The organism is Arthrobacter sp. P1_B9, from assembly GCF_056406495.1.
This window is the reverse complement of the sequence record NZ_JBFUAA010000001.1, coordinates 354,498-368,517: the sequence shown is the minus strand read 5'-3', so window position 1 is coordinate 368,517 and position 14,020 is coordinate 354,498. Positions and strand designations below refer to the sequence as shown.

Here is a 14,020-nt window from a genome sequence, read left to right as displayed (position 1 = left end):
ACCCCTATCAAAGCGTGATGAATTCACGTGGATTGTCGAAAATTTGAATCTCGCCGTCCGTTGCGGGCTCCCCGGCCGGTACGCCCGGCCCGTTCGCCGTGCCGGGGCGGATCTGGCAGTAGTTGAACCTGTCGGCTGCGTAGATGGAGCCCTGGGAAGCCGCGACGGACGCCAGGAAGGCGGTGTCCTCGCCCCGGTCCAGCGCCTCAAACGGGTGCGCCTCGAAGACCTCCCTGTGTGCAGTGATGGTTGGTCCCATCACCCGCCGGCCGAACCGGTGCTCCTGGTGTGCGGCGCGGAGCATGGTGGTCCGGCTGGAACGCAGGTGCGTGTAGTGGGACTGCTTCCCCACCACGGCCGCCCCGGAATAGCTGAGCGCGTACAGCAGATCGGCGACGTAGTTTGGCGCGTAATAGTCGGCGTCGTCCATTCTGGTGAGCACCGCACCCGTGGATGCTTCAACGCACCGGTTGAGGCACTCGCCGAGGCTCAGTGCGGCCGGGGCGGCGAGCACCTGGTACTTCGCCACGCCGTGGGCGTGCGCCAGCTCGGCGCAGAGACCGTCGGCGGCCGCAAAGCCGTGGGTCAGCACGATGAGCTCCAGGTCGACGCCGGCCTGGCCGCCGGCGGTCTGAAATATTTGGTCCAGCTGTTGCGGACGAGTTGTGCTCACCAGCGCACTGACGGAGGGAAGGGCCACGGGCCGGCATCGCTCCGGCGCGACCGCCCGGACAATGGATTCTGCCCGGTGCGCGTACGTATGCGCTCCCCAGATCCGGCGCTGGGCCTTGTGGACCACCCGTTCGTTGAACTCCGGGTTGGACGTCAGCTTGCGCAGCATGATTTCCGCCTCCGGCTGGGCTGCGGCGACCAGAACCTCATCGTCCTCGAAGAACTGCGCTATGGCCGCGCTGGGAGCGGAGACGACCGGTGTGCCCGAGGCGGAGATCTCGAAGATCCGGCGGGCGCACATGCTGGGCGATTCGATCACCGAGTTGACGTTCAGGAACGCCTTGTACGCCCGGTATGCCGTCAGCATCTGGGCGTAATTCAATGAGCCGACTACGTGCTGGTCGAACGGCTCCGGGAACTGGTAGTTCTGGTCCCCGCCCAGCTGGCGGGAGAATATTTCCAGTTCGGCGCCGCCGGTTCCGGCTTCGGTCATGGCCGCGCCCAGGAGCATGTCCATCTGGGCGCGGCGTTGGGGATACTTGTGGGCGAAATACATTCCGGCGAAAGCCACGCCTCGCGAGTGCCATCCGTGTCCTGGCCGGACGGGGTTGTGGAGGGCGGGCTGCGCGGCAAAGGGAAGGGTGCCCACCCTGTGGTGGCCCAAGTCCCTCACGTAATCAGGAATGCGGTCCGAATCACTGGTGAAGACGTGGTCAAACAACTTTGCTGCCGGAAGAAAGTCGTCGTAATGCGGTGGGTCCTCCTTGTTCCAGAAGACGGTCGGAATGCCGCGGGCACGGCACCACTCCACAAGCCGGACCAGCTCGACGCCCGGCCCCTTGGAGCCGGTGAGCTGGTATTGCCAGGAGCCGGAATTTCCGTTCCAGGCAGATTCCACGAACAGGAAATCGATGCGGGTCGCTCCCAGTTGGTCACGCCACAGTTCCTTGCGCAGTTCGAGCAGGTTCCATTCGAACGCAAAGGACGTGCGGGTGAAATCGTCCAGGATCACGCCCACGCTCAGGTCCGGGCGCCGCGGTCCCGGACCGGAAGCTTCGTATGGGGTGAACTGCAGCTGCCGGTTTGGCCCCCGCCCCGCCCACTGGCCCGCTGAACCATTCGTCCCGGGCGAAACGGCGTGGGTCCGTTCTGTTCTCCGGTGTGGCCTCCGCCTTTGAAAGTGGGCCTTGCAACGTGTTCTCAAATGCCACAGGCTATTTCGCATGTCGCCGACGATGCCCATCAGTTCCTCTCGCTACACTCCGCCAAAAGAAGGTGAATACTTTTGTTTCCTCATCGAAGCTAGGTGTCCCAGATAAAGAGAATTGGGGTCCAAGGTGAACTGACGGCTAACGGCACCCGGAGACTGGCTTACATATTCCGGCGGACCCTCAGGTCCGGCATTCGCAGACCTGAAGGGCCGCCCTTAAAAAGGGCGACCCGCCATCAGTAAAACTGATGGCGGGTCGTGAGGGTGACCGGCAGCTGCAGCGAGCCGTCTAGAACGTGGTCTTGAGGCAGCCAAACTGGGTGTTGCCGGACGACATCCCGGCCACGCCCAGCCCCCAAGCGCACACGGTGTACACACCGCGTTTCGTCACCGGAAAGACAATCCGGTATCCGTGGTTGCCGGAGACTCCGAAGACCGAGTTGACGTCGGGCCTCGACCCGTTGGCCACATAGGCCGTCCCCTTCGTGGTGCCGTCGGGAGACGTGACGTAGAGGTGTACGGGAATGCTCGCCCCTGTCATGCCCGGGTCCAGTCCCCAGCCGGTGGCCACAATGGCCGATCCCGTACCGCCGAGTTGGACCTTGAGGGACTCCAGATATCCGATCGGCGCCGGTGTGGCTGCAACACGCACCGTCGAGCAGCCAAGCAGGCTGTTGCCCAGCGGGAAGACGCTGATGGCGATCCCGTAGGCGCAGACCTTGTAGCTGCCCGGTGTCTCGACCGGCAGTGCCACGCGGAAACCGTGGTTCCCGGTGACCCCCATGACCTGGTTGACGTCCGTGCGCGACTTGTTGGCGGTATAGGCCGCGCTCGTCGTCACCCCCTTGGGGTCGGTGACGTAGAGGTGCACCGGAACGGATGCGGCCGGACTTCCGGGATCCAGGCTCCACCCGGCGACCGTGACGGTTGCCGTCGCTGCGTCCGTCTTGACTACGGTACTGTCCAGATATCCGATCGGCGCCGGTGTTGCCTGCGGCGTCACGTATTTACAGCCCAGGAGGCTTGTGCCCTGGCTGAACGGGCTGACGGCCACGCCGTAGGCGCACACCTTGTACTTGCCGCTCATGGTCACGGGGATGTCCGAGGCGAATCCGTGGCTTCCGGTCACAGCCATCACCAGGTTCACGTCACTTCGGGCCTTGTTGGCCGTGATGGCCTTCGTCGTCGTCTTACCGGCCGGATCCGTCACCTCAAGACGGACCGGGATGGACGCGGTGGGCGTCCCGGGATCGTAGCTCCAACCCGTCGCCCGCAGAACTGTCACCCCGGTGACCCTGGTGAGCCCCAGCGACTCGAGATACCCGGCTGTGGGCGCCGACCCGGCCAGGCTCAGGGACCGGCAGCCCAGATCCACGGTTTCGACACTGCCCAGGGCGTACACGCAGACTTTGTATACCCCGGCGGCGGTCAGGTTGAACGAGCGGGTGAACCCGTGGTTGCCGGTCACCTGCATGATTTTGTTTACATCCGGGCGGGCCTGATTGGCCGCCACGGCGTAGCCCGTGGCAGTACCGCCGGGCGGCGTCACATAGATGTGGACCGTGGACGATTCGGAGGACTTGGCCGAGTCGTACGCCCAGCCGGCGACGTTCAGGCGGGCTGTGGTGCCGGAGCTGGTGATGCCCATGGACTCGACGTAGCCCTTCGCGGGCGCACCCGGCGGACGGATCGTCACGGTGGCCGCGGTGTTGCTGACAGCGTCAATAGAGACCTTGGTGCCGGCGTGCGTTGTGAAGGTCTGGCCGGCCTGCCAGGCCTGGGTGTTGCTGTAGTAGCCGTTGAAGGCGGTTGCCCGGGTATTGGGAGGAAGCAGGATCGAGGAGTTGCCTCCGCCCTGCTGGGTGATCTTCACGCCGCGGTTTCCGTTTTGAGCAATGACTGAGTCGTAACCGACCGGGGTGCGGAGTTCCAGGAAGTACACCTCGCCGGATTTCGGGTCCGTGAACTTCGCTGCGCGGCTGGCGCCTGCTCCGGCCCAAGGCTTGAGGTTCACCGTACGGGGGGCGGATACCGTGCCCAGGTTGGCGATCTCGTTACCGTTGCCGAACCGGCCCATTTCCCAGAAGCTGGCGCTGATTTCCGGCATGAGGTCGAAGTGCGAGATACCCATGAGGTCCAGGTTGTCGCCGTAGGTCTTGATGCTGCAGGTGGCATCCGCAAACCCGGCGAACGACCCGGAGGCCACGTCCATGGCGCCGCTGCCGCACAGCAGGCTGTTGGCATGGTCCATGCCGAGGGCGTGCCCGAATTCATGTGCCAGGACCGGCGTGGAGAGCCGGCTGTTCTGCGGCATCAGGATGCGGCCGCCAATGTTGCCGTTGCTGTAGGTCATGCCCGCGGCGCCGTTGGTGAGGTATGCGCCGGGGATGAACATGACCAGTGCCGTGTAAGAACTCTGCGTCCAGCCCAGCTCCTGGGAGACGATGTCCACAATCTGCGCCGGCGACTGCTTGGAGGTCGCGGCGGACTTGTGCAGCTGGCGCGACGAGGCCAGCGCAATGTCCACCCGGCCCGCGGTGGCGTAGGCCCAGTAGCGGTTAGCGGCGCTGAGCGAGGCCTTCGCCGCGGCCATGGGGACGGCCGCGTCCGTTTCGGCTGCAGTCTTGTCGGCCAGCTGCACCGTCACCAATGTGGTTTTCAACGTGCCGGCCAGCGGCGCGCTGACGTAGGTGTACTCGGACTTTGCCCTGCCTGCGGGAGGTTCCGGGCGCACAAAGTCATCCACCTGCCCCTGCGGGCTTGGATCCGACACCGCCGGCACGGCACCAGTCTGCATGACAGCCGACGGCGCCAGCGCTCCGGCGGACACCTGTCCGGCGGCCGGCACCTCGACAGCGGCCACGGCGGCCTGCGGCAAGGTTGCTGCCAGCATCACGGCGGCAATCACGGTTGCCGTTATGTTTAGTTTTCGCAAGATTGCTCGCTTAGGGGTGAGACCGCAGGTGGAGACCTGTTGGTGGGAGCGACGTAAGTTGCCTACAGCATAAACGGCAATCCACATCTGTCACCCCAGTAACTTTGATCTCCAAAATCACAACTGCATCACGCATTCTTTTGTGCAAGTTTTGGCGCAGTACCGGCGCACCATTTCGCCACCTGAATACCGCGTGCCAAACTCTTAGCCGTGCTTCCTTCCGTTGCCGCGGTGAATACCGCCACCCGCAGGGTGCTCGCCGTCGCCGTCGGAGGTCTCCTGCTGTGGCTGATCATCGCCCTCCAACTGTTCGTCAACGTGGACCCGCTCAGCGTGCACCGGACGGACGCCGTCATCATGCTGGGCGGCGCGGCGTCCGAACGCCTGCCGGTGGCGCGCCAGTTCCAGGCCGATTTCCACGTTCCGGTCCTCGTGATCTCGCACACGGACACGTTCGGCAACCGGGCGGCGGATGAGGCGTGCAATTCGGCCGCCTTCCCCAACGCGGCCGTCATCTGCTTCCGCCCCCCGGACCTGGACACCCGCGGCGAAGCACTGGCAATCTCCGGCCTGGTCAAGGCCAACGGCTGGAAGTCCGTCACCGTAGTGACGTCCAGTTATCACCTCACCCGCGCGGGGCGCCTGATTGGCCAGTGCACGACGGCGGACGTACAGATGATTGCCTCACATCCGGACCTGGATTTGACCCAATGGCTGCGGCGGTTTGTGATCGAAACCGGAGGACTGATCGACGCTTCCTTGCGGCCGGAATGCGCCAATCAGTGAGCGAAAATGTAAGAATTGAAGCCGTCAGGTCGAAGCCGGACGATTCATTGAACTGAGGAGGACGATACGTTGGAGAACCCTGCCGACGGCGCTCCCCCACTGACCGCAGCACCGCGGCACTTGCGCCGGCGCCGCCTGCACGAGGACATTCCAGATACACTCCTGGTCCCGGACGCCGAGCCGCTTCCGCTGTCCGCAGGCCGCGCAGCGCGTGAACGGGCGGCCGAAGAAGCATCGCCCCGGGATCGTCCAGCCTCGGCCAAGCGGGCCGCCGAACTGGACCCCACCGACGAAGAAATGGCCTACCGCCGCAAGCGCCTTACGGCACTGATTGCCGTTCTGGTCGTGGTGGTCAGCGTCCCGGCCCTCGTGATCGCCTTGTTGCTGCTGGGCTGAACCCGCCCGGCCAGCCGTTACACCACAACCAACCTTTTGGGGGATAGTCCATGCACAGCATCATGCCGATCTTTGGAACCAGGCCGGAAGCCATCAAGATGGCCCCGATCGTCAGCGCCCTGCAGGAGTCCGCGCACTTCGACTGCATCGTGACGGTCACCGGCCAGCACCGCGAGATGCTGGACCAGGTCAACGAACTGTTCGGCATCGTCCCGGACCACGACCTCAATATCCTGCGGCAGGGCCAGACCTTGTCCGCCATCATGACGCGCACCATCGACGGCCTGGAGACACTCTTTGCCGGGTCGAGGCCGGACGCCGTCGTGGTCCAGGGCGATACCACCACGTCCACGGCCGCCGCCATCGCGGCCTTCTACCACGGCATCCCCGTGGTGCACGTCGAAGCCGGGCTGCGCAGCGGAGACCTGCTCTCGCCGTTTCCCGAAGAAGCCAACCGCAAGATCACCAGCCAGATCGCCCGCCTGCATCTGGCCCCCACCTCCACCAGCAGGGAAAACCTGTTGCGGGAAGGCGTCAGCCCGGAAGACATCGTCGTGACCGGCAACACGGTGATTGATGCCCTTCTGGCCACGGTGGACAAGCAACTCCCCTTCACGGACCCCAGGCTGGAAGAGCTGGCCACCAGCGGCCGCCGAATCCTGCTGGTGACCACCCACCGCCGCGAAAACCAGGGCGATGCCATGCGCAATATGGGACGCGCGCTGGCCCGGATCGCCGATGCCGAGCCGGAACTGACGATTGTCCTTCCCGCGCACAAGAACCCGGTGGTGCGCGAGGCGGTGCTGCCCGCGCTGGACGGCAAACCCAACGTGCTCGTCACCGAACCGCTGGCCTACGGCGAGTTCACCCGCCTGCTGTCCGTTGCCCACGTTGTGTTGACGGATTCGGGCGGCGTCCAGGAAGAAGCCCCAAGCCTGGGCAAACCGGTCCTGGTGATGCGGGAAAACACCGAGCGGCCCGAGGCCGTGGATGCGGGGACGGTGCTGCTGATCGGCACCGACGAGGAACGGATAGTTTCCGAAGTGTCCCGGCTGATCCACGATCAGGGGCACTTCGCCGCGATGGCCAACGCCGTGAACCCGTATGGGGACGGCAACGCCGCCGCGCGCACCGTCGCAGCCATCGAAGAACTGGTGGGCGTGGGGTCCCGGATTGGCGAATTCGACGGCGCCTAGGCGGTGCCGTATTGCCGGACGAACTGGTCCGGTCCAACGTGTGCCTTCGGGCGAGTAAAGGCTATATTGACAAGTGCAATAGCGGGGCAGGATGCAACCATCACGACGTGACGCAATTCGCTGGGCGGCCACTGCCGCCATCGGGACCACCGTTCTGGCACTGTCCGAGTCGACAGGCGTGTTGCCACCGGAGGCGCCAGGGACACTTCCCGCGAAGCTGGACCTTGCCGTACCGCTAACAACTTTGGACGCCACAGTCACTTTCGGGCCTCTGCGTGTGCAGAATCTGCCGTACCGCCGACTCTCATGGGGGCCGGCCGCTCAGACAGTATTACGGGAAGAATTGTCGACCCGGAAAAGCACCCTGGAAACCCACCGCACAGCGCTGGCCACTTTCGGCCACTTGACCGACACGCATGTGCTCGATGCAGCCAACCCGGGTCGGCTGACGTTTCTTTGGCAGTACTACGACTTCTCGGATGAATTTCCCAGCTCAACGCGGTTTCGACCACAAGACCTTTTCACCGTCCACGTGTTAGACGCCACAATTCGGAAACTTAACGCCGTCCGGCGAGGCCCCATTTGTAAACGGTCTTTGGACTGTCTCGTGACCACGGGGGACCTCACGAACGCTTATGCCGTCAGTGAACTGTCGGCAGCAATCGGTGTATTCGAAGGCCGTCGGGTGACCTCTCACCCGGGTGGCGGTTACCAGGGTGTTCAGGATGACGGACCGGCCCCTCTCGATCTGTCCAAGAGCATCTGGCATCCCGAACCCGAAACGTCGTTGTTACCCCCAGACGACTGGAAAACGCTTCATGGCTACCCCACGGTTCCCGGACTCCTAGCGGCCGCAGTCGAGCCGATAGCAGCGGAAGGGGCGAACTTCCCCTGGTATATCGGCTTCGGCAATCACGATGAATCCGGACGATCGTTCGTTTCGCCGAAGAACGAATTCGTCGACGCTCTCAGAGTCGGCAACCGTCTTCCGATCAGGCTGCCCCATGGCATGGACACCTCGGAATTTTGGAATATTGTCGACGGTGCCAGTGGCAGCGAACGCAGGTCTCTCATCGAGTCGATGCCGTCCCGCCCGGTGCGCTCGTCCACGCTCCGCCGCCCGTTCAGCAAGGCTGAATTTGTCAATGCTTTACCGGCGAATGCAGCCCAGTCCCATTCATGGTCCGACCTCGGCGGCAGATCCAGCATCGCCCCGTACTACACCTTCGACATTTCACCAGATGTCATGGGCATTATGCTAAACACCGCCAGTCCAGACGGGACCATAAAAGCGGCGCTGGACGCCAGCCAGGCGGAGTGGCTGGAAGACCAACTTCGGCGCGTATCCCAGAGCTACTACAGCGCAAAGGGCAAGCTCACCAAGTCGGATGCCAAAGATCGTCTTGTCATGTTGTTCAGCCACCATCCGCTGTCCTCCTTTGAGAAGGATGAGCCCTCGTCCGCCAGCGGACCACAGCCGTTGAACCGGCCCGCTGTCTTGGAGCTCATTTCCCGTTTTCCCAATGTGGTCGCGTGGATGAACGGCCACATACACAGGCACAGGGTCACCCCTCACAAGGCGAAATACGAAACCGGCGGATTTTGGGAAATCACGACGGCGTCCCTCATTGACTATCCACAACAGTCAAGAATTATTGAACTCCTGGACAACGGCGACGGGACTCTCTCTATTGCGGCCACCTTGGTGGATCATTCATCCCCGGAAAGCGTCATCCATGAAGGACCCCAGTCTGCACCGTCCCTGGCGGCACTGAGCCTCGAGCTTTCGGGCAATCGGCCCGGCCTTGACCGGGAGAGAATGCTGGGACGCGACATCGACCAGAACGTCGATTTGATAGTGCGAAAACCCTTCTAACGCCCCTGCCCCGTCGGCCGACCCGGCCCGGGCCCGCAAACCCGGGTTACAGAGCCGGCGGGCGGAGGCACCACGGGAGAGTTAACACACGCTTAACGTGCGGTAACCAGCATCATTGGGCGTCCCGTGGCTGAACCCTTATGCTTGGACGCGGGGGAAGCGCCCTCTGGCCCGTCCTTACGGTCCTGGGGCGAACTCTAGCGATGCAATGGCTCGCCGCTCCCGCCACCAGGATCGCTCGTAGAAGAGGAATAAACATATGAAAGTCCAGGCCGTAATTCTTGCCGCCGGAATGGGAACACGGCTGGCGCGCCCTCATCCGAAGCCAATGACCGAGCTCAGTGATGGCCGGACCATCATGCACCAGCAGGTCCAGAACTTGCAGAATAAATTCGGCAAGAGGCTGCGACTCACCGTGGCTGTGGGCTTCAAGCTTGAGATGATCCTCGAGCACGTTCCCAATGCGTCGTTTGTGTACAACGAAAACTTTGACCAGACCAATACCTCGAAGAGCCTCTTGAAGGCGATCCGCAACTCCGCCAAGGGCGGCGTGCTCTGGATGAACGGCGACGTCGTATTCGACCCGGACATTCTGGAAATGTTGGACCCGTACATCAAGCGCGATGAATCTTTCATCACAGTTGATGTCTCCTCGGTTTCCGACGAGGAAGTGAAGTACACCACCGACTCAGATGGCAAGATCCTCGAACTCTCCAAGAGGGTGCCGGCAGATGTCGCCCAAGGCGAGGCTGTCGGCATCAACTACGTTAGCTCCAAGGATAAGAAGAAGTTCCTCAAGCGACTGATTGAAGTCGACGATCAGGATTACTTCGAGGGAGCCATCGAACTTACCATCAAGCAGGACGACGTCAAGTGGACCCCTGTGGACATCAGCGAGTTCTACGCCGTGGAGGTCGATTTCCCGGACGACCTGGTCCGCGCCAACGCCAGCCTCTGAGACAGATAACCCAACTATCCTGCGCGTCAACGGTGCCGCGAAACTGATCCGAACCGCGTGGCTGGTTTCTCCAGCCACGCGGTGGGTTAATTACGACCGAAACCACACAGCCGACTGTCAGTGCTGGAAACCGCTACGGAGATTCAATGAGTACCTGGGAAGCCGCGTTCGCTGCCGCGCGCCATTTTGAGAGAGCCGGAGATTGGCCGGCCGCCCTCGAAGGATACCGAGATCTCTATCACAACGGGTGTGGCGGAGACAGTGCCGTCGTCTTCCACTACGGACTAGCCATGCTTCAGCTCGGCGCGATGCAGGAGGCCGAAACGCTTCTCGAAGAGGCCCTCGCCATGGAGCCGGACAACAAACGCTGGCGGGAACGACTTGCGCTTCTGCGTAGCGCACCAGGCTTCACTGCCGCCGCAGCGAAGCCAACTGCAGATTCGAGTACAGCAGCGCCCGAACCCGTACAACGCGGGCGAGCCGACGCAGTGACAGGCAACCCTGCCGCCTCCGAATCTAACTGTGCTCCTGTTGATCACTCAGCTCTCGCAGACGAACACAGACGCTCCGGCCAGCGCTGGCAAGAAATCCAAGCGCTTGAAGCGGGTCTCAAACTCCATGGTGGAAGTGCCTTGTGGCAAATTAGACTTGGCGAGGCGTGCCAGGCCATGAACCGTTTTGAGCAAGCCGCTGAAGCATATGGCGAAGCCAACCGTCTCGATCCTCGCAGCGCCGATGTGCATTTCAGGGAGGGCTACTGCAGGTCGCGAATAGGCGATTTGGAGGCGGCGGAGGCGCTTTTCGCCAAGTCTGTCACACTCGACAAGAAACTCGGTGCTGCCGCTTTCGGAGTTGGAGTCTTCTACCAACAGCGTGGAGACTGGGCGGGGGCGGCCGGTGCGTACACTCGAGAATTTGCCCGACAGCCACGGAACGCGGCGCTTTCGTATCGTGCAGCGCTGGCGCTCGAAAAATGCTATGACTGGGAAGCCTCGGCAGAGATGTACCGCCAGGCAACGGCTCTGGACATCACTGAGACCTCGTGGCACTATCGACGCGGCTTCGTTTATGAGCGTTTGGGGCAGTGGGCAAAAGCTGCCGAAGCATATGCATATGGCCTGACCGCCGGCCCGGCACCTTCACCATATTGGTCTTACCGTCTCGGATTCGTGCTTGAGCGCCTGGAACGCTATGAGGAGGCCTGCCAAGCCCACCTAAAAGCAAAGCCTGAATTAATCGACGCCGGCTCCCGCGGCACTGCTGAAACTAAACCTTCAGGTTACGCGCAAAGGTACATCGCCGAGGCCCTAGCGCTGGCTCTTTGCAATCCATCTCCTCAGATCAGCTTCAGCGTGGCAGAGAAAGCTGCGTCCCTGGGCCTGCACCGACAAGCCGCAACCGCATACCAAGCAGCCATCGATCGCAGCAATGAAGTGCTTGCGGACTGGTACTACAAGCTTGGTTATGCTCTGACACTTGCCAAAGACTTCAAGGCAGCGGCAGCAAGTTTTCGCATGACTAGAGTATTCGACGATGCCCACGGGGTCGACACGACGGCGTACCGGAAAGATAGAGGGCTCCGAGACGTCATGTACTACACCTCATGGCGGGAAAGTGTGCCGCTTAGGGAAAACGTCATTCTCTACGAAAGCTTCCACGGGGATTCCGTCAGTTGCAATCCGTTGGCGATTTTCGAGGAGCTTTCCCGACGTGCGGAATTTGATGGCTATCTCCACGTGTGGGTTGCCAATGACAAAACTCATGTACCGGACGCCATCAGGAAACACCGCAACGTCGCAATCATCAGACGTAACAGTGCAGGCTACAGACGGCACCTTGCGACCGCAAAATATCTCATTAACAACGTCACCTTCCCCGCATTTTTTGTAGCTCGTCCCGGCCAGCAATATCTGAACACGTGGCACGGCACGCCTCTAAAGACCCTCGGCAAGGACATCGGGACAGGATTCCTTGAACACAAGAACGTGGCGAGGAACTTCCTGCACGCAACTCACATTCTGGCTGGAAATCAGTTCACGGCCGACGTCTTGACGCGTCGCTACGATGTGGACACCATGATGTCCGGGAGCGTTGCGGTTACCGGCTACCCGCGGGTCGACAGAACCCTCAACGCATCGGAGGCAACGCGCATCAATTTGAAGCAGACGCTTGGAATCCGTGCAGCAGATCGGCGACCGGTGGTTCTGTACGCCCCCACCTGGCGGGGGGGATTGGACAGTACGCATTTCGATTTGGAGCGGCTCACATCCGATCTGTCAAAGCTTGCAGCCTTGGACTGCAACGTAATCTTCCGCGCCCATCACAGAACGCAGGAGCTTCTGTCCGGAGCAAATCTGAGCGTAACGATCGCGCCGGATTCTATCGAGACTAACGAACTCCTGGCAGTCGTCGACGTCCTCATCACTGATTACTCAAGCATTGTCTTTGACTTCCTTCCTACGGGCAAACCCGTAACCATGTACACCTACGACCTCGATGAGTACAAGACGGAACGCGGTCTGTACATAGATCCCAGCACGCTGGGTCTCCCGACCGCCAACAACATAGACGAGCTTATTGAGACTGTCTCCCAGCAAATATCGAATGGCGTACGAGAGGGTGCGCATTCCGATCTACTCGAGAACTACTGTCCGCGCGAAGACGGCCGGGCGTCCGAACGAGCCGTAGATTTCTTCTTCTTCGGTGATGATTCGCATCAGCTGATACGACAGACGCAGGCCAAGAAATCCATCCTGTTCCACCACAGCTTCATTCCGAACGGAATAACCTCGTCGTTGCTAAACCTACTAAGCCACATCGACACCGACGAATACGACGTCACAGTCGTTGTCCCAGCAGACGACACCGCTGCCCATCCGGAAAGAGTGGAGAAGTTCGAGGAGATCCCCGCAAATGTGCGCGTCATCGGCAGGGTCGGCCGGCAACTCTTCACGCCAGAGGAGAAATGGGTCGTCGACCGCCTCAACAAGCACCGGATTTTTACAAATGATGAGCAGATGAAAATTTATCGGCGAGCATTTGAACGGGAATTTACCAGGATCTTTGGATCCCATAAATTCACCTCGGTAATAGAATTTGAGGGCTATTCAACATTCTGGACTGCAGTCATGGCGGCCGCTCCGGAACCTTCTCGTCGAGTAGCTTTCTTGCACAACGATATGCGTAGTGAATGGTTGGGTAGATTTCCGCACCTTGAAGCCATCTTCCGCATATACCCTTCATATGATGCTCTCACTTCAGTTTCCGAAGTTATCAGCGAGGAAAACCGCGATCATCTCGGATCTCTTTTATCTCTAGAAGACCACAAGTTCGTGCATGCAGTAAACCAAATAAATCCGTCGAAAACACTCGAATTAGCCGATGGAGACTTAGACGAAGACCTTCTAGCCTGGTTTTCCCCGCACTTCGAAACCTTTATTACCATGGGCAGAATGTCCCCGGAAAAGGATCATGAAAAGCTGATCCGCGCCTTCCACCAGTTCCATAACGTAAGCCCGACCAGTCGCCTGGTGATTCTAGGGGACGGACCACTCCGGCCAACGCTCGAACGACTCATAGCGGACCTCGACATGAGAGACAGCGTCTTCCTCGCCGGTCTACGAAGCAATCCCTTCCCGGCTCTCGCGCGTGCCGATTGCTTCGTGCTGTCCTCCAACCACGAGGGACAGCCCATGGTGCTCCTGGAAGCCTTGACGCTGAAGAAGCCCATCATCTCTACAGACATCATCGGCGCAAAGTACGTTCTTCAGGACGGTTACGGCCTCCTAGTCGAAAATTCGGTGGAAGGTTTGACTAAGGGACTGACCACGTACACGGACGGCGGCGTCCCCCAACGAGTCTTTGATATTTCGAAGTATCAGCAGGAGGCACACGCCCAGTTCATGGCATCCGCACTGCCCAGCGAAAACGACCTGGACGTATCCGCGTCTGCTATCGTTCCTCTGGCCCTGACAACTACCGCGTGACGGTG

General features: G+C 61.1%; 8 protein-coding genes. 6 read left to right on the top strand and 2 right to left on the bottom strand.

Translation table 11 applies throughout. The features are described from left to right. Positions 1-7: 7 nt before the first annotated feature. Both AC1D1A_RS01535 and AC1D1A_RS01530 read right to left on the bottom strand, forming a co-directional pair. On the bottom strand, positions 8-1,690 hold the full coding sequence (locus tag AC1D1A_RS01535; protein ID WP_476946982.1) for a glycosyltransferase family protein: 1,683 nt from the start codon (positions 1,688-1,690) through the stop codon (positions 8-10). A 481-nt stretch (positions 1,691-2,171) separates the two neighbouring features. Next, positions 2,172-4,817, bottom strand: a complete 2,646-nt coding sequence (locus AC1D1A_RS01530; RefSeq protein ID WP_476946981.1) for a hypothetical protein — start codon at positions 4,815-4,817, stop codon at positions 2,172-2,174. A 210-nt stretch (positions 4,818-5,027) separates the two neighbouring features. Here AC1D1A_RS01530 and AC1D1A_RS01525 point away from each other — a divergent pair, with 210 nt between their 5' ends. The 6 genes from AC1D1A_RS01525 to AC1D1A_RS01500 all read left to right on the top strand — a co-directional run bounded on the left by AC1D1A_RS01525 (position 5,028) and on the right by AC1D1A_RS01500 (position 14,015). Further along, on the top strand, positions 5,028-5,603 hold the full coding sequence (locus AC1D1A_RS01525; RefSeq protein WP_476946980.1) for a YdcF family protein: 576 nt from the start codon (positions 5,028-5,030) through the stop codon (positions 5,601-5,603). A 69-nt stretch (positions 5,604-5,672) separates the two neighbouring features. Further along, entirely contained in the window at positions 5,673-5,999 is a 327-nt protein-coding gene (locus tag AC1D1A_RS01520) for a hypothetical protein (RefSeq protein ID WP_476946979.1), read from the top strand. A 50-nt stretch (positions 6,000-6,049) separates the two neighbouring features. After that, entirely contained in the window at positions 6,050-7,195 is a 1,146-nt protein-coding gene (wecB, locus tag AC1D1A_RS01515) for a non-hydrolyzing UDP-N-acetylglucosamine 2-epimerase (protein WP_476946978.1), read from the top strand. A 91-nt stretch (positions 7,196-7,286) separates the two neighbouring features. Continuing rightward, on the top strand, positions 7,287-9,071 hold the full coding sequence (locus AC1D1A_RS01510) for a TIGR03767 family metallophosphoesterase (protein ID WP_476946977.1): 1,785 nt from the start codon (positions 7,287-7,289) through the stop codon (positions 9,069-9,071). Positions 9,072-9,330: 259 nt separating this feature from the next. Continuing rightward, entirely contained in the window at positions 9,331-10,029 is a 699-nt protein-coding gene (locus AC1D1A_RS01505) for a phosphocholine cytidylyltransferase family protein (protein WP_223916453.1), read from the top strand. A 146-nt stretch (positions 10,030-10,175) separates the two neighbouring features. Further along, positions 10,176-14,015, top strand: coding sequence for a CDP-glycerol glycerophosphotransferase family protein (locus tag AC1D1A_RS01500; protein ID WP_476946976.1), 3,840 nt, complete (start codon positions 10,176-10,178; stop codon positions 14,013-14,015). Positions 14,016-14,020 lie beyond the last annotated feature (5 nt).